Source organism: Bacillus sp. PAMC28748, assembly GCF_014250415.1.
In the GTDB taxonomy this organism is placed as follows: Bacteria; Bacillota; Bacilli; order Bacillales; family Bacillaceae; genus Bacillus; species Bacillus licheniformis.
Map to the genome: position 1 here is coordinate 2,008,224 of NZ_CP060192.1, position 16,298 is coordinate 2,024,521.

The window sequence follows — 16,298 nt, forward strand, 5'->3', positions numbered from 1 at the left end:
CCGATACATAAGATGTAGTCTAACTTTTCCCAAAACTGTTTGATAGGAGATGGACTGAATGATTCAAATAACTGACCTCAACCGTCAATACATAGGAGGGGAATGGAGAGACGGCCAAAGTGAAAGCGTGTTGGCCGATCTGAATCCTTTTACCCATAAAACGATTGCCTCTTTTCGGAAAGCGACGCGGGAGGATGTCGATGCGGCTTACAAAGCTGCGCTTGAGGCGAAAAAGAAATGGGATGGCGTCAATCCCTATGAAAAAAGGGTAATTTTAGAAAAAGCCGCGGCTTATATTGAAGACAATAGAGAAGCGATTGTGTTTCTCATTATGGAGGAGCTTGGCGGAACACGGCTGAAAGCGGCTTTTGAAATCGATCTTGTCGTCAATATGATCAAAGAAGCGGCGGGCTTCCCGCTCAAAATGGAAGGCAAAATTCTCCCTTCACCGGTTGATGGGAAAGAAAATCGGATATACCGCATTCCGGCGGGAGTGGTCGGCGTCATCAGTCCGTTCAATTTTCCGTTCTTTTTATCTGTAAAATCAGTTGCGCCCGCGCTTGGCGCCGGGAACGGCGTTGTTTTAAAGCCGCATGAGGAAACACCGATTTGCGGCGGCACGCTGATTGCAAAGATTTTTGAAGAAGCCGGTCTTCCGAAGGGACTGCTGAATGTCGTGGTCACAGATATCGGGGAAATCGGCGACAGCTTCGTTGAGCATCCGATTCCGCGAATCATCTCGTTTACCGGTTCAACGAAGGTCGGCAGCTATATCGGGCAGCTGGCGATCAAACATTTCAAAAAACCGCTGCTTGAACTCGGAGGAAACAGCGCCTTGATCGTTCTCGAGGATGCCGATTTGGAATACGCCGTCAATGCCGCGACTTTCAGCCGCTTCACACATCAAGGGCAAATCTGCATGTCGGCCAACCGGATTCTTGTTCAAAAAGAAGTGTATCCGGAATTTTTAAAGCTGTTCAGCCAAAAAGTATCCGGGCTTAAAACGGGCGATCCGCTGGACCCTGAAACCGTTATCGGCCCTGTTATTAATGAACGCCAAGCTGAACATTTAAGAAAATCGATTGAAAAAGGCATCGAAGAAGGCGCCACACCGCTTCTGAAAGGCGATATTAAAGGCAATCTCGTCGAGCCGACGATTCTTGCGGATGTCACGCCTGATATGTCTGTCGCCAAGGAAGAGCTGTTCGGTCCGGTTGTATGCGTCATGCCGTTTGAGACCGAAGCAGACGCGGTTGAGATCGCGAATGACACGCCTTTCGGACTGAGCGGAGCCGTACACACGGGAAATGTGGAGAGCGGCGTTGCCATCGCAAAGCAAATCGAGACGGGCATGATCCATGTCAATGACACGACGATCAACGATGAGCCGCATGTCGCTTTCGGCGGTGAAAAGCAATCGGGGATCGGAAGGCTGAACGGAGAGTGGAGCCTTGACGAATTTACGACATTAAAATGGATTTCCGTCCAGCACCAAAAAAGGAGTTTTCCATATTAAGAGGAGGATTTGATACATGAATGAAGCAGTAAAAACGGACATCCACCCGCTGCTGGATGCTTTTGTGAAAGTGGCGCCGTTCCTGAATCAGCTGATTCAGGACGATGTGACAGTGGGGATTTACGATACCGAAAAGCTGATCGTCAACATCCCGGGAAAGACATTTTCCCTGAATGTCAAAGCGGGTGACCCTTTGCAGGAAGGCGATATTATTACAGACGCCATCCGCCAAAACAAAAAGAAAGTAAGCATGGTGCCTAAGGAGCTGTTCGGCTTCCCTCTTGCGGCGAGAGCGATCCCGCTCCACGACGAGAACGGAAGGGTTATCGGCGGAGTCGGGCTCGGCACGAGCCTTGAAAAATCGGATCAGCTTCACCGCGTCGCGGAAAGCCTGTCGGTCATCGTCGAGCAGACGGCTTCGGCCATTCAGGATATCGCCGAATCTGTCAGCGGCTTCTCCGGACAAATGTCCGACATCTCCAAGCAGGCGAAGGAAGTCAGTGAAAGCGCCGGAGAAATCGAGAAAATTTCAGTCACCGTAAAAGGCATTTCAGATCAAAGCAACCTGCTCGGGCTGAACGCGGCGATTGAAGCGGCGAGAGCCGGAGAGTCAGGAAAAGGGTTCTCCGTCGTCGCCGACGAAATCCGCAAGCTTGCGACACACTCAAAAGAAAACGTCGGCCAGATTGACCAAATCACGAAGAAAATCCACGCGTTATTAAAAGACCTTGAGCATTCGATCGAAGTCATCAATGAACATACGAGCGGCCAGGCCGCAGGTGTTGAACAAATTTCCGCCACGATGCAGGAGATCAGCAGCAACGCGCAAAACCTTGCCAAGATGGCGGAACACCAATTTGAAGACTAGAACTTTCACAGGCCCGCTGGCAAAATCGGCGGGCTTTTCTAATTTTTCATTTATTAAAATTTTATTTTAAATTTTTTAGAGGAATTTTCCCCGGTCAAAGCGAAAAGTGATGAATGGGAAACCGCTTTCAAGGGGGATGGGATAGATGAGAGTATATACAACGACTAAACTGACCGGATTGTTATTGGGGCCGATCAGTTTTTTGCTGATTCTCGGCTTGATACCGGAAGCTGAGCTGGCTTACGCGCCGCGAATCGTTCTTGCGGTTACAGCCTGGACGGCCGTCTGGTGGATTACGGAAGCCGTGCCGATTCCGGCGGCATCGCTCTTGCCAGTCATTTTGCTGCCGACATTGGGTGGTTTAGATATGGAAACGACGGCCAAAGCATACGGCGATCCGATTGTGTTTATGTATATGGGGGGATTTATCATTGCGATCGCCATCGAAAAATGGAATCTTCATAAACGGATGGCTTTGCACATTTTAAAGCGGATCGGGGCTGAAAGCCACCGGATCGTGCTTGGCGTGATGGCGGCGACTGCGTTTTTATCGATGTGGATTTCGAATGCTGCCACCGCTTTGATGATGCTTCCCGTAGCGCTAGCAGTCATTAAAGAAGTGCAGGAAAAAGAAATTTTAAAAGGCGAATCGCTGCAGAAGTTCAGCAAAAGCATTTTGCTGGCTGTCGCGTATGCGGCGTCGATCGGCGGACTTGCCACATTGGTCGGTTCCGTTCCGAACGCGGTGTTTGCCGCGATGTCCAAGCAGATGCTCAATCACGAAATTATGTTTTTTGAATGGTTTTTATTCGGGTTCCCGGTTTCCATTCTGTTTCTTGCCATTTTATATGTTTATTTAACGAAAATAAAATTTAAAGTGAGCGCTTTTCAAGGAAAAAAGCCTGATTTTATCGATCATGATTTAAAGGCGCTTGGCGCAATGACGAGGGAGGAAAAATCGGTTTTTACCGTTTTTTTATTAACCGCATGTTTGTGGATGTTCAAATTTATCCTTCCGTTTCAAATATCAGATACGTCGATCGCGATTTTCGGAGCGGTTCTGCTGTTTTTAATTCCGAGTACAAAGGATGAACGGATTTTGGAATGGAAGGATATGCAGTCGCTGCCATGGGGACTGCTTCTATTGTTTGGAGGCGGCTTGTCGCTTGCGGCCGGTTTTTCGGCGACCAATCTGACAGCATGGATCGGCGGCAAGCTCAAGCTGTTGGAAGGCCACCCTTACTTATTTGTCCTGATTATTTTGACGGCTGCGATTTTATTTATGACTGAAATCATGTCTAATACGGCTGTCGCCAATATGGTGATTCCGATGACGATCGGCCTTGGCGCCGCGCTTCAGGTCGAGCCGTACGGGCTGATGGCGGCAGCTGCGCTTGCTTCATCGTGCGCCTTCATGCTTCCGATCTCCACCCCGCCGAATGCGGCCGTCTTCAGCTCCAATCTGCTGACGATAAAGGATATGGTCAGGGCGGGCTTTTGGCTCAATATCGCAGGTGTCTTCTTGATTGTGATCAGCGCATATTTTTGGCTTCCGGCCGTCTTTCAATAATGTCCGCGAAAAAGCTCTCACTAGTTTTCTTGCATCATCTGCATTAAAATAAAGTTATGACATTACGTTAGGATTGGTAGACAGATGAGCATTTTTAAAGCGGAAGGTTTATATAAAACTTACGGAGACAAAACATTATTTGACCATATATCGTTCCATATTGAAGAAAACGAACGGATCGGCTTGATCGGACCGAACGGAACGGGAAAAAGCAGCTTGCTGAAAGTGATCGCCGGCCATGAATCGACCGAAAAAGGAGACATCACAAAGCCCGGCAGCCTCCATATCGAGTACTTGGATCAGGATCCTGATTTGGACGGTCCGGAAACCGTGCTTGAGCACATTTATTCGGGAGATTCCGTGATGATGCGGACGATGAGGACGTATGAGCAGGCGCTTCAGGAGCTGAATGCGGCGCCTGATGATCCGAAGAAGCAGGAAAACCTGCTGGCGGCGCAGGGGAAAATGGACGAACATGGCGCCTGGGACGCGAATACGGCGGCAAAAACGATATTGACGAAGCTTGGCGTCGCGGATGTGGCAAAAGAAGTGAGCTCCCTTTCCGGGGGGCAAAAAAAGCGTGTTGCGATTGCGAAAACATTAATTCAGCCCGCTGACCTCCTCATTTTGGATGAGCCGACAAACCACCTTGACAATGAAACGATCGAATGGCTTGAAGGCTATTTGAGCGGGTATCCGGGCTCCGTCGTCCTCGTCACCCATGACCGCTATTTTTTAAACCGGGTGACCAACAGGATCTATGAACTGGATCGAGGGCGCCTATACACATACAAAGGGAACTACGAAGTGTTTTTGGAAAAGCGGGCCGAAAGAGAAGCGCTCGCCGAACAAAACGAAACGAAGCGGCAAAACCTTCTCAGAAGGGAGCTTGCTTGGCTGAGAAGGGGGGCCAAAGCCCGTTCGACAAAGCAAAAAGCAAGAATTCAGCGGGTGGAGGAACTAAAGGAGCAGGACGCGCCTGAAACCGGTTCTTCCCTTGATTTCGCGATCGGCTCCCACCGTCTCGGCAAGCAGGTGATTGAAGCGGAAGGCGTTGACATCAGCCGCGGCGGGAATCAGCTTGTCCGTTCATTCAATGAACTGATTGTGCCGGGGGACCGGATCGGCATCATCGGACCGAACGGGATCGGCAAAACAACACTCTTAAACGCGCTTGCCGGGCGCATTAAGCCTGACGGAGGACAGATCACGATCGGCCAGACCGTAAGAATCGGCTATTATACACAGGATCACAGCGAAATGAACGATGCGCTGCAGGTCGTCGAATACATCAAGGAGACGGCTGAGGTCGTCAAAACGGCCGACGGACAAGTGGTCACAGCGGAGCAGATGCTGGAAAGGTTCCTCTTTCCGCGGAGCGTGCAGCGCAACTTGATCCGCAAGCTGTCAGGCGGGGAAAAGAGGCGCCTTTATCTCTTGAAAGTGCTGATGGAGGAGCCGAACGTCCTGTTCCTCGATGAGCCGACAAACGACCTTGATACCGAGACGCTCGGCGTGCTCGAAGATTATTTGGAGCAGTTTCCCGGCGTTGTCGTGACCGTATCCCATGACCGCTATTTCCTTGACCGCGTAGTCGACAGGCTGCTTGTATTTGAAGGCGGCGGAAACGTATCGCGTTTTCAAGGTTCCTACAGCGAATATATGGAGAAGCAAAAGGAGAACAGCCGTCAAAAGCCGGCGTCTGAAGCCGCAGAACCTGTCAAACCTGAGAAAAAGAAAAGGAAGAAACTGTCTTATAAAGATCAGCTGGAATGGGACGGCATCGAAGACAGAATCGCCGCTCTGGAAGAAAAGCATAAACGGCTTGAAGAGGAAATCGCCGCCGCCGGCAGCGATTTTGCCAAAATCCAGACATTGATGGAAGAGCAGGCGCAAACAGCCGAAGAGCTCGAAGCGGCAATGGAGCGCTGGACAGAGCTGTCGCTGTTGATCGAAGAGCTTGAACAATCGTAACTGTCTGCTGATGGCCGCATTATGTGTTCTCTTGTTTATAAAAGCAATGGGCTGCCGCAAAGAAAACAGAAGAGGCTCGCTGGCATTCTTTATGATGTTCAGCATCGTCTGCTTGACCACGCTCATCATTAAAATTGTAAAGCTCGGCCATTTTTTCGGCCGAGCTTTTTAACATTTGGAAAACGACAGCCGCGCCACGGCATCGTGCAAGTGAATCGATTCTTCGTTCCGGCATTCGATCTCAAAGGCGGAGATCCAGTCCATTTCGTATAAGTCGGCAGCTGTTAAGCGGAGGACGTCTTCTACAAATCTTGGATTCTCATAAGCCTGTTCAGTCACTCTCTTTTCATCGGGTCTTTTTAAGACGGGATGGAGCTTTGCGCTTGCGTTCGTTTCCGCTGCGGCAAGAAGCTCGGCTTTGAAATCGTCCGGCATCTCCGCCTGTTCATTGATATGCGCGGTGATCTTGATTATGCCGCGCTGGTTATGGGCGCTGTATTCGCTGATTTCTTTTGAACAAGGGCAGAGCGTCGTCGCATGGGCGGTGATGCCGGCGGTTTGCGAAAAGCCTTTGTTTTCATGATAAGAGACTGTCATATGGATATCGGCATGCATCAGTCCGGACAATTTGGTTTCCGGGCTGATGCGTTCGAAATACCATGGAAAACTGACGGAGACGGATGCGCTTTCCTGTTCCATATTGCCGGCTAAATCCTTTGCAAAATCTTTCAGTGTATGGAAGTCAACCGTCCAGTTTGCTTCGTGATAGCGCTGCAGCTGTTCTGTCAGGCGGCTCATATTGATTCCTTTGCGGTCGCGCGCAAGGCTCGTCGTAAAGGAAAAAGCGCCGATCGTCGTTTGTGTAAACGGCTTGAGCGAGGAAGCAATCAAAATCGGATGCGAAACGTTTGAGACACCGACATGGTCAATGTCAAAAAAATAGTCGTTCGGTGTATTTTGAATATCCTTCATCTGTTCTTTATCAGTCGGTTTTATTCCTTTCACGGCTTCGACAGATCCGAAGCGGCGGTGGCGTTCGGGTTTTGCGGGCAAATGCAGTTTGCGTTCCATTGATGAGACCCCTTTCTTCAGTAAATCGAAATAGTTCCTATTTATTTTGAGGCAATGCTGTGATAAAATCAAGTGGTCATGTCTAAAGCATGCAAATTAAATCGAAATGATTTCGTTTAGGGAGTGGTTGTTTTGCAGCATAGCGAAATCGTCATTGTTGGAGCGGGACCCGCAGGTATTGGAATGGGGATCGTTCTGAAAAAACTCGGTTTTAAATCGTTTACGATTTTGGAAAAAGACCGTGCAGGAGCTTCATTCCGAAGCTGGCCTGAAGAAATGAAACTGATAACGCCGTCCTTTACCGGGCAGGGATTCGGGGCTTTGGATTTAAACGCTGTTGCTCCGGGAACATCCCCTGCCTTTACTTTTCAACGCGAGCACTTGAGCGGACGGGAGTATGGAGATTATTTGGCGCTTTTGGCCGATCATTTTCAGCTTCCAATTCAAGAAGGCACATCGGTTCGCAGCGTTCATAAAGACGACGGCGGTTTTTCAGTTGAAACAGATAAAGGCACTATGAAGGCCAAAGACGTTATTTGGGGAGCCGGTGAATTCCAATTCCCGAAATATTCGTTTCATGGTGCAGAGATTGGCATCCACAACAGCAAGGTCGCCAGATGGAGCCAATTTGAAAAAGCCCATTTTTACGTGGTAGGCGGCTATGAGAGCGCAATGGATGCGGCGGTACAACTGGCGTCCTATGGCAGCGATGTGACGGTTGTGATGCCGAATTCGCTCCGCGAAAACGCTGAAGCCGATCCGAGCAGGTCGCTTTCACCTTACACATGGGAGCGTCTAGAAGATGCGTATGAAAAAGGGAAGGTTCAGTTTTTGGAAAAAGCCGTTGTAGAGAAACTGGCGAAAAACGGACCAGCCTATGATTTATATTTGTCAGACGGGAGGAAGATCCGTTCGGAAACACGGCCGATTATCGCGACAGGCTTTCATTCCGGCGCAAAACAAATCGAGCATTTGTTTGAATGGGGAGAGAACGGCAAGCCGCTTTTAACAAATGAAGACATGTCGACCGTGACGGACGGTCTTTATTTAATCGGGCCGAGCGTTCAGCATCAAAACGCGGTCTTTTGCTTCATTTATAAATTCAGGCAGCGATTCGCCGTCATCGCCGAGCATTTGTTGAAAAAACGAAGGTTTTCGATCGATGAAAAGGTGCTGACAGAATACAGGGAAAATCAAATGTTTCTCACAGATTTGAGCTGCTGTGAGGTGCAGTGTGAATGCTGAAAGAACCAACGCGGCGGCAGCGCATGCTCTTCATCGGACTCGAATCGGTCGGAAAAACAACGCTTTTTTCAGCGATCACTGATCAGAGGGCAGGCGAAGCAGCAAATGTGAAAGGATCGACGATATTTGCGGCTGAACGGGAGATCAAAAGCCTTCCGGGCTGGCAAGCCATTGATACACCGGGCATTCGGGAGGATGGCAGCGTGTCGAAACGAGCGCTGAAAAAAGAGATCGAAAAGGCCGATGAGGTGGTTGCCGTCTTGCGCGGCACCCATTTTTCTGAAGAGCTGAACGCGGTCTTGGAGCTGATTCCGCCGGAAGCCCGGCGCGTCTGCTTTATCGTTACGTTTCAGGATAAAATGACGGACGCCATGCGCCGGAAGCTTTCTGAGCAAGTGGCCAAGCACAGTCTCCCGGTCCTGCTGGTTGATACGAGAACCGTGACAGACGATAAAAAAGAGCGGATCATCGCTTTTTTAAGAAAAGAGGCTGAATTTCATCCGCTCAAACGGAGGCGGATGAAACAGATTGAACTTGAAAGTGTGGCTGTTCAGCAGTCTGTGTTTCATCGTCCCGTAGCGGGGCCTGTAGTGAGCGCTGCACTTTTATGTTTGTTGTTTATGGCGCCGATCGTATTGGCTTATCATACATCAGAGTGGGTGCAGCAATCTGCGGACAAATGGGCGGTTGTCCGCTCCAAAATGCGGTCGGGGGCTTGCCGTCATGGCTGGGCGCGGCATTGGCGGGGAACTATGGCCTGTTATCCCTTGGCATTTACTCGTTTGTTTGGGCGTTTCCTGTCGTTTTGTTTATGTCTATAGCGAATGCGGCAGCGGATGATTCGGGTTTAAAGGACCGGATCGTCGATTCATTGGACCCGCTGATGCGGAAGATCGGTCTGAACGGCCGTGATTTAGTTCCGCTTTTGACCGGATTTGGCTGCAATGTCGTGTCCGTTCAGCAGACGCGGTCATGCAGCATGTGTACGAGAAAGCGCTGTGTATCGTTTATTTCTTTCGGATCAGCGTGCAGCTACCAAATCGGTGCGACGCTGTCGATTTTTCATGCTGCGGGAAGGGAGTGGCTGTTTATTCCTTACCTCGCTGTTCTTGTTGCCGCAGCGGCCGTTCATAACCGGATATGGTATCGCATCGATCAGAAATGGGCCGCTTACTTCGAGCGACGGCAAACGTTTTTGCAGAAGCCGTCCTGGAAAGGGATCGTCTTTCGAGTAAAAGAAGTGCTTCAGCAATTTATCTTTCAGGCGATGCCGATCTTTCTCATCATTTGCCTGGCGGCGACCGTATTGAATGAACTCGGTGTCATCCGTCTTGTGACATTGCTTGTCTCGCCTGTTTTAAGCCTGTTCGGCGCTCCAGAAGATGCGGCGCCTGGCCTTGTTTTTTCCCTGATCAGGAAAGACGGCATTCTCTTGTTCAATGAAGGGAATGGAGCGCTTCTTGACATGCTGCCGGGAGCAACGCTCTTTCTGCTCATTTACTTGGCATCAACCTTTACTCCATGCATGGTGACGGTTTGGACAATTGCCAAGGAACTGGGGATGAAAACGGCGGCAGCCATTATGGGAAAACAGATGGCCACTTCAGTCGTTTCGGTTTTGATCATCATGATCATCTTGAAGCTGACGCTTTGCATTTTTAAATAAAGTGTGGTGAAATAAAATATAAATCGTAATAATTACGATTTGATAAGAGGAAGGAGAATGAAAAAATGAGTAAAAAGATTCCTGTGACAGTATTAAGCGGATACCTGGGGGCGGGTAAAACGACGCTGCTGAATCACATATTGCAAAACCGCCAAGGGCTGAAAGTCGCCGTTATTGTTAATGACATGAGCGAAGTCAACATTGATGCAGGGCTTGTCAAGCAAGGCGGCGGCCTGTCGAGGACGGATGAAAAGCTGGTCGAAATGTCAAACGGCTGCATTTGCTGCACACTCAGAGAGGATTTGCTGGTTGAAGTCGAAAAGCTGGCGAAGCAGGGAAATATTGATTATATCGTGATCGAATCGACCGGTATCAGCGAACCGATCCCGGTCGCTCAGACGTTCTCTTACATCGACGAAGAATTGGGTATTGATTTGACCCGGTTCTGCCGCTTGGACACAATGGTGACGGTTGTCGACGCCAATCGTTTTTGGCACGATTTTCAGTCGGGGGACAGCCTGCTGGACCGGAAAGAGGCTGTCGGCGAAGAGGATGAACGCGACATCGCCGATCTGCTCATCGATCAAATCGAGTTCTGCGATGTGCTGATTTTGAATAAATGCGACCTTGTCTCCGAGGAAGATCTGCAAAAGCTTGAGAAAGTGCTGAAAACTTTGCAGCCTAAAGCAAACATCATCAGAGCGGTCAAAGGAGAGGTCGATCCGAAGGCCATCTTAAACACCGGTCTCTTCAATTTTGACGAAGCGAGCGGTTCAGCAGGCTGGATCAGGGAATTAAACCAAGGACACCACCAGCATACGCCTGAGACTGAAGAATACGGAATATCTTCGTTTGTATACGAAGCGCGCCGTCCTTTTCATACAGAGCGGTTTTATAACTGGATTCATTCGCTGCCGGAAAACGTCGTCAGGGCGAAAGGAATAGCCTGGTGTGCGACGCGCAACACCCTTGCCCTTTTGATGTCGCAGGCGGGTCCTTCCGTGTCGCTGGAACCGATCTCTTATTGGGTGGCCGCACTGTCCAAACCGGAACAGGAACAAATTCTCAGACAGAACCCTGAGCTTTTAAAAGAATGGAATGAAGAATTCGGAGACCGCCATACAAAGCTCGTCTTTATCGGATTGGATCTGTCGCCGTCTGAAATTACCGCAGAAGCGGATCGATGCCTTTTAACAGATTCGGAGATGGCGGCCGACTGGTCGCTTTTATCTGACCCGTTCGATTGGCAGATTGAAAGAGCTAGATAATTCTAAAAAAAGACAAAAGAGAGACATCTCTTTTGTCTTTTTTATTTCCAACAAACCGGTGTTTTGGACGCGATGTTGACATATCAGGAAAGGAATACTAATATTTTATTGTAATGTTAACTCTAATTAATAATAGGTTAACATATGAACAAGAAGGGGGATGAAAGCATGAAGGGGGAAGCGTATTACAGTGTGAGAATGAGAGCCTCCGAGAACGGTCCCCATGAAGAGGGGGGAAAACACATATCCGGAGGAGAGCGGCTTGTGCCTTTCATCGGTTTAAATGATGCCGTCAGCGATTTATTGGAAAAAGGTATGTCTCATTCGCGGGGCAGGCCGGACTTTATGCAAATTCAGTTCGATCTTGTAAACGAACCGATAAAGCTTGTTCAACCTTTGCGCATTGAAACGAATGAAACGGTATCAGCGGAAGAAGGACAAGCGCTCGCCCGTGAGCTGATCAGCCGCGCCGGCGTGCCGGAAAGCGCGGTTGAAAAAGCGTTTCAAGGCATTGCCGAATACTGGGGCGTGAGGGGCGCCGTTTTGTTTGATATTCATTCCGGCCGGCGGATTGACGGAAGAAAAGAAAAAGGAGTGCGCGTCTCGCGGCTCGATTGGCCGGAGGCCGATTTTCAAAGGTGGGCCGCTTTGTGCGGGGTGCCGCCAAATCCACGGTTGAAAGAGGCGCTTGCCATCGCCTCAAAGGTATGTGAGCACCCGGCCGTCATCGCCGAATTATGCTGGTCGGATGACCCTGATTACATAACGGGCTATGTTGCGGCTAAAAAGCTGGGTTATCAGCGGATGACAAAGATGAAAGAGCATGGGGACGAAAGCGGCTGCCGGATTTTTTTTGTTGATGGATCAGCAGATGTAAAAAGCTGCATAGACGATTTGGAAAAACAGCCTGTATTCATTGGTCAGGAGGTAAATCATGAATCAATCATTCGTTGAGAAAAGCAAACAATATCTTTGGCTGCCTTTTACCCAAATGAAAGACTATGACGAAAACCCGCTGATCATCGAAAGCGGGCAGGGAATCAAGCTGAAAGATATCGACGGCAGGGTGTACTACGACGGATTTTCTTCAGTATGGCTCAATGTCCATGGCCATCGCAAGAAGGAACTGGATGAGGCCATCAAAAAACAGCTCGGCAAAATCGCTCATTCGACATTGCTGGGAATGACAAATGTTCCGGCGACAGAACTTGCCGAGGTGTTAATCAAGATCACGCCGGAAAATCTGACGCGTGTTTTTTATTCGGACAGCGGCGCCGCAGCAATGGAAATCGCGCTGAAGATGGCCTTTCAATATTGGAAAAACATCGGCAAGCCGGAGAAACAAAAATTCATTTCGATGAAAAACGGCTATCACGGCGATACGATCGGCGCTGTCAGCGTCGGTGCAATCGAGCTCTTCCACCATGTATACGGGCCGCTTATGTTTGAAAGCTTTAAGGTGAACGTTCCATACGTATACCGCTCGAAAAGCGGCAACCCGGACGAGTGCCGCGATGAATGTCTCGCAGAACTCGAACGGCTCCTGAGCGAGCGGCACGATGAGATCGCCGCGATGTCGGTCGAATCGATGGTTCAAGGGGCATCAGGGATGATCGTGATGCCTGAAGGATATTTGGCAGGCGTCCGGGAGCTCTGCACGAAATATGACGTTTTAATGATTGTCGATGAAGTGGCGACAGGATTCGGCCGAACCGGGAAAATGTTTGCCTGTGAGCATGAACGTGTTCAACCTGACTTGATGGCGGCTGGAAAGGCCATTACCGGAGGCTATTTGCCGATCGCCGTAACGTTTGCGACAGAGGAAATTTATGAGGCGTTCTATGATGACTACAACAAACTCAAAACGTTTTTCCACGGCCACTCATACACGGGGAACCAGCTTGGTTGTGCCGTTGCGCTGGAAAATTTGCGCCTGTTCGAATCGGAAAAAATCGTCGCTCAAGTTGCGGAAAAGTCGAAAATACTGGAATCGCTCTTTCATGATCTGGCAGCGCTCCCTCATGTCGGCGACATCCGCCAGCTCGGTTTTATGAGCGGGATCGAGCTCGTTCAGTCGAAGGAAACGAGGCAGCCTTATCCGCCCGAAGAGCGAATCGGATACCGGGTGTCTTTGAAAATGAGAGAGCTTGGCATGCTGACGAGGCCGCTCGGGGATGTTGTCGCATTTCTTCCTCCGCTCGCCAGCACCGCCGATGACCTGCGCGCCATGGTGTCGATTATGAAAGAAGCGATTCAAGAGGTTACAGGCCGTGCGTATTGACGAATGGCTCAGCAGCCGGCTCGCAAAGACGAAAGCAGCCGGGCTTTACCGCTCGCTTAAACTGCCTCAAGCTGAACGTACGAATTGGGCGTCAAACGATTATTTGGGCCTGGCGAACGACAAACGGCTGATTCATGCCGCAGAAACAGCGCTCCGCCGCTTTGGAGCCGGAAGCACAGGATCAAGGCTGACGTCAGGCAATACCGCATGGCATGAAAAACTTGAGCGGAAAATCGCCGGTTTTAAGCAGACGGAAGCGGCTCTCTTGTTTTCAAGCGGATATTTGGCCAATGTCGGCGTGCTTTCGTCTTTGCCTGAAAAAGGAGACGTCATATTAAGCGATCAATTGAACCACGCCAGCATCATCGACGGCTGCCGCCTTTCAAAAGCTGATACGGTTGTTTACCGCCACAAGGATATGAATGATCTTGAAGAAAAGCTCCGCGCCGCACAGAGCCGTGCACGCCGCTTTATTGTGACAGACGGCGTGTTCAGCATGGACGGCACGATTGCGCCGCTTGACGAAATCATGCTGCTCGCCAAGCAGTACCGGGCCTTTGTTATCGTAGATGATGCCCATGCAACAGGGGTTTTGGGAGAAGCCGGCAGGGGAACGAGCGAGTATTTCGGCGTCTCTCCCGATGTTGTGATCGGTACGTTAAGTAAAGCTGTAGGCGCAGAAGGCGGCTTCGTCGCAGGTTCTAAAACATTGATCGATTTTTTGCTGAATCATGCGAGAACGTTTATCTTTCAAACGGCTGTCCCGCCCGCAAGCTGTGCGGCGGCATGCAAAGCTTTAGATATCATCGAAGACAGCCGGGCTAAACGCCGGCTTTTGCAATCATCGGTGAACACGATCAAACGGAGTCTCGTGGATATCGGGTTTACGGTCAACGGAGAAGATACGCCGATCATACCCGTTATGATCGGAGATCCCCAAAAAGCTGTTCAATTTGCAAACGGCCTGAAGGAGAAGGGGATTGAAGCCCCGGCCATCCGACCGCCGACTGTTGCAGAAGGAGAGAGCCGGATCAGGCTGACCGTCACCGCAGAACGCAGGTTGAAAGATATTGAAGATCTATTAGAGGGGTTTAAATTAATGGGAAGAGAGTTGAACTTGGTGAAATGAAGGGTTTTTTTGTAACGGGAACAGATACGGGAGTCGGGAAGACGTTTATCGCTTGCGGTCTTGCCGCTTTACTGAAAGAGCAGCATGTAGATGTCGGCGTGTTTAAGCCGTTTTTGAGCGGCGAGCTCGCTAGCGATCCGCAGAGTGATACAGCTCTTTTAAAGAACATGTCTGAAACGCCTCTTACTGATGAAGAGGTTACGCCTTTTATTTTTAAAGAGCCGCTTGCACCATACACAGCTGCGAAGCTCGAAGGGAGGACAGTCGGGCTGGAAGATGCCGTGAACCATTGGAAAAAGATAAAGGATCGGCACGAGTGCTTCATCGTTGAAGGGGCAGGCGGAATTGCTGTGCCGCTCGGGGAGGATTATTTCGTCAGCGACTTGATCAAAGCGCTCGATTTGCCGGCCGTCATTGTGGCGCGTCCCAATCTCGGAACGATCAACCATACGTATTTAACCGCCCAATACGCAAAACAAATGGGGATACGCGTGATCGGCATCGTGATCAACGGCATCAGCAGCCGGCCGGGACTTGACGAACAGACGAATCCGGACATGATTGAAAGATTTTGCGGTGTACCGCTCCTCGGCGTTACACCGAAGCTTGAAGACGCTTCACCAACACAAATTCACCACATGATCAAGGATCATGTCGATGTTTCCTTGATTATGAATCAAATGCAAATGGGGGCAGAAAAATGAATCAGTGGATGGAACTTGCAGAACGTGTGCTGGATGGCGGGGAAGTAACTGAAAAAGAGGCGCTTTCCATCTTGGAATGCCCGGATGACGACGTTCTTCTGCTTATGCATGCCGCTTTTCAAATCAGAAAACGCTACTACGGAAAAAAAGTAAAGCTCAATATGATTATGAATGCAAAATCCGGCCTTTGTCCGGAAAACTGCGGCTACTGCTCGCAGTCTTCGATATCAAAAGCGCCGATCGACAGCTACCGGATGGTCGACAAAACGACCTTGCTTGAAGGCGCAAAGCGTGCGCACGATTTAAATATCGGAACATACTGCATCGTGGCGAGCGGCAGAGGACCGTCCAACAGAGAAGTCGATCAAGTGGTCGACGCCGTTAAAGAAATCAAAGAAACGTACGGTTTAAAAATCTGCGCATGCCTCGGACTGCTAAAGCCCGGGCAAGCCGAGCGGCTGAAGGAAGCCGGAGTAGACCGGTACAATCACAACATCAATACATCAAAAACCAACCATTCAAATATTACAACGTCCCACACGTATGATGACAGGGTGAACACTGTGGAAACAGCCAAAAAATCCGGGATGTCCCCATGTTCGGGCGTCATCGTCGGGATGAAAGAGACGAAGCAGGATGTCGTTGATATGGCGAAAAGCTTAAAGGCGCTGGATGCCGACTCGATTCCAGTTAATTTTTTGCATGCGATCGACGGGACTCCGCTGGAAGGGGTCAATGAATTGAATCCGCTTTATTGTTTAAAGGTTTTAGCTTTGTTCCGCTTTATCAACCCGACAAAGGAAATCCGCATTTCAGGGGGGCGCGAAGTCAACCTCCGCTCCTTGCAGCCGTTGGGGCTGTATGCCGCCAATTCAATCTTCGTCGGAGACTATTTAACGACGGCAGGACAGAATGAAACAGAGGACCATAAGATGCTTCATGATTTAGGGTTCGAAGTCGAATCGGTCGAAGAAATGAAAGCCAGTTTACAGCGGTAGCACGGGGG

At 49.8% G+C, this 16,298-nt stretch carries 15 protein-coding genes; 14 read left to right on the forward strand and 1 reads right to left on the reverse strand.

The window, feature by feature from the left end:
* The first annotated feature begins 58 nt into the window (after nucleotides 1–58).
* The 5 genes from H7F26_RS10215 to H7F26_RS10235 all read left to right on the forward strand — a co-directional run bounded on the left by H7F26_RS10215 (nucleotide 59) and on the right by H7F26_RS10235 (nucleotide 6,100).
* Nucleotides 59–1,516, forward strand: a complete 1,458-nt coding sequence (locus H7F26_RS10215) for a benzaldehyde dehydrogenase (protein WP_009329084.1) — start codon at nucleotides 59–61, stop codon at nucleotides 1,514–1,516.
* 466 nt (nucleotides 1,517–1,982) lie between these two features.
* The gene (locus H7F26_RS22230; protein WP_370510519.1) at nucleotides 1,983–2,384 is read left to right on the forward strand and encodes a methyl-accepting chemotaxis protein; all 402 of its coding nucleotides are present in this window, start codon (nucleotides 1,983–1,985) and stop codon (nucleotides 2,382–2,384) included.
* Nucleotides 2,385–2,529: 145 nt separating this feature from the next.
* Nucleotides 2,530–3,954 (forward strand): SLC13 family permease, encoded by a 1,425-nt coding sequence (locus H7F26_RS10225; protein WP_003179667.1) that lies wholly within the window; start codon nucleotides 2,530–2,532, stop codon nucleotides 3,952–3,954.
* Nucleotides 3,955–4,038: 84 nt separating this feature from the next.
* The gene (locus tag H7F26_RS10230) at nucleotides 4,039–5,928 is read left to right on the forward strand and encodes an ABC-F family ATP-binding cassette domain-containing protein (RefSeq protein ID WP_003179669.1); all 1,890 of its coding nucleotides are present in this window, start codon (nucleotides 4,039–4,041) and stop codon (nucleotides 5,926–5,928) included.
* Entirely contained in the window at nucleotides 5,915–6,100 is a 186-nt protein-coding gene (locus tag H7F26_RS10235) for a hypothetical protein (protein ID WP_124932269.1), read from the forward strand. Before H7F26_RS10230 ends, H7F26_RS10235 begins: the two co-directional genes overlap by 14 nt.
* Here the strand turns inward: H7F26_RS10235 and folE2 are convergent.
* A complete protein-coding gene (folE2, locus tag H7F26_RS10240; RefSeq protein WP_003179674.1) occupies nucleotides 6,097–6,999 on the reverse strand; it encodes a GTP cyclohydrolase FolE2 in 903 nt (300 codons plus the stop codon). The genes H7F26_RS10235 and folE2 overlap by 4 nt on opposite strands.
* A gap of 132 nt (nucleotides 7,000–7,131) precedes the next feature.
* On the opposite strand from folE2, the gene H7F26_RS10245 reads away from it, so the two are divergent.
* The 9 genes from H7F26_RS10245 (at nucleotide 7,132) to bioB (ending at nucleotide 16,290) form a co-directional block, all read left to right on the forward strand.
* Nucleotides 7,132–8,244: an NAD(P)/FAD-dependent oxidoreductase gene (locus H7F26_RS10245; protein ID WP_075876106.1), complete on the forward strand. Its 1,113-nt coding sequence runs from the start codon at nucleotides 7,132–7,134 to the stop codon at nucleotides 8,242–8,244.
* Nucleotides 8,238–9,065 carry a GTPase gene (locus H7F26_RS21960; RefSeq protein WP_011197635.1) on the forward strand — a complete coding sequence of 276 codons (828 nt, stop codon included), beginning with the start codon at nucleotides 8,238–8,240 and terminating at the stop codon, nucleotides 9,063–9,065. Before H7F26_RS10245 ends, H7F26_RS21960 begins: the two co-directional genes overlap by 7 nt.
* Nucleotides 8,960–9,910, forward strand: coding sequence for a nucleoside recognition domain-containing protein (locus H7F26_RS21965; protein WP_227592814.1), 951 nt, complete (start codon nucleotides 8,960–8,962; stop codon nucleotides 9,908–9,910). Before H7F26_RS21960 ends, H7F26_RS21965 begins: the two co-directional genes overlap by 106 nt.
* A 65-nt stretch (nucleotides 9,911–9,975) precedes the next feature.
* On the forward strand, nucleotides 9,976–11,178 hold the full coding sequence (locus H7F26_RS10255) for a GTP-binding protein (RefSeq protein WP_003179681.1): 1,203 nt from the start codon (nucleotides 9,976–9,978) through the stop codon (nucleotides 11,176–11,178).
* Nucleotides 11,179–11,346: 168 nt separating this feature from the next.
* Entirely contained in the window at nucleotides 11,347–12,132 is a 786-nt protein-coding gene (locus tag H7F26_RS10260) for a 6-carboxyhexanoate--CoA ligase (RefSeq protein ID WP_003179683.1), read from the forward strand.
* Nucleotides 12,113–13,459, forward strand: coding sequence for an adenosylmethionine--8-amino-7-oxononanoate transaminase (gene bioA, locus H7F26_RS10265; protein WP_003179686.1), 1,347 nt, complete (start codon nucleotides 12,113–12,115; stop codon nucleotides 13,457–13,459). Before H7F26_RS10260 ends, bioA begins: the two co-directional genes overlap by 20 nt.
* Nucleotides 13,449–14,588, forward strand: a complete 1,140-nt coding sequence (gene bioF, locus H7F26_RS10270) for an 8-amino-7-oxononanoate synthase (RefSeq protein WP_003179689.1) — start codon at nucleotides 13,449–13,451, stop codon at nucleotides 14,586–14,588. Before bioA ends, bioF begins: the two co-directional genes overlap by 11 nt.
* The gene (gene bioD, locus H7F26_RS10275; RefSeq protein ID WP_003179691.1) at nucleotides 14,585–15,292 is read left to right on the forward strand and encodes a dethiobiotin synthase; all 708 of its coding nucleotides are present in this window, start codon (nucleotides 14,585–14,587) and stop codon (nucleotides 15,290–15,292) included. Before bioF ends, bioD begins: the two co-directional genes overlap by 4 nt.
* On the forward strand, nucleotides 15,289–16,290 hold the full coding sequence (bioB, locus tag H7F26_RS10280; RefSeq protein ID WP_003179696.1) for a biotin synthase BioB: 1,002 nt from the start codon (nucleotides 15,289–15,291) through the stop codon (nucleotides 16,288–16,290). The genes bioD and bioB overlap by 4 nt, the downstream gene beginning before the upstream one ends.
* Nucleotides 16,291–16,298 lie beyond the last annotated feature (8 nt).

What these genes read in the sequence shown, in the direction of transcription:
- H7F26_RS21960 (WP_011197635.1), top strand. Translation starts at nt 8,238, where the DNA reads ATGCTGAAAGAACCAACGCGGCGGCAGCGCATGCTCTTCATCGGACTC.
- H7F26_RS10225 (WP_003179667.1), top strand. Translation starts at nt 2,530, where the DNA reads ATGAGAGTATATACAACGACTAAACTGACCGGATTGTTATTGGGGCCG.
- H7F26_RS10230 (WP_003179669.1), top strand. Translation starts at nt 4,039, where the DNA reads ATGAGCATTTTTAAAGCGGAAGGTTTATATAAAACTTACGGAGACAAA.
- bioB (WP_003179696.1), top strand. Translation starts at nt 15,289, where the DNA reads ATGAATCAGTGGATGGAACTTGCAGAACGTGTGCTGGATGGCGGGGAA.
- H7F26_RS10255 (WP_003179681.1), top strand. Translation starts at nt 9,976, where the DNA reads ATGAGTAAAAAGATTCCTGTGACAGTATTAAGCGGATACCTGGGGGCG.
- H7F26_RS10260 (WP_003179683.1), top strand. Translation starts at nt 11,347, where the DNA reads ATGAAGGGGGAAGCGTATTACAGTGTGAGAATGAGAGCCTCCGAGAAC.
- H7F26_RS10215 (WP_009329084.1), top strand. Translation starts at nt 59, where the DNA reads ATGATTCAAATAACTGACCTCAACCGTCAATACATAGGAGGGGAATGG.
- H7F26_RS22230 (WP_370510519.1), top strand. Translation starts at nt 1,983, where the DNA reads ATGTCCGACATCTCCAAGCAGGCGAAGGAAGTCAGTGAAAGCGCCGGA.
- bioA (WP_003179686.1), top strand. Translation starts at nt 12,113, where the DNA reads ATGAATCAATCATTCGTTGAGAAAAGCAAACAATATCTTTGGCTGCCT.
- folE2 (WP_003179674.1), bottom strand. Translation starts at nt 6,999, where the DNA reads ATGGAACGCAAACTGCATTTGCCCGCAAAACCCGAACGCCACCGCCGC.
- bioD (WP_003179691.1), top strand. Translation starts at nt 14,585, where the DNA reads ATGAAGGGTTTTTTTGTAACGGGAACAGATACGGGAGTCGGGAAGACG.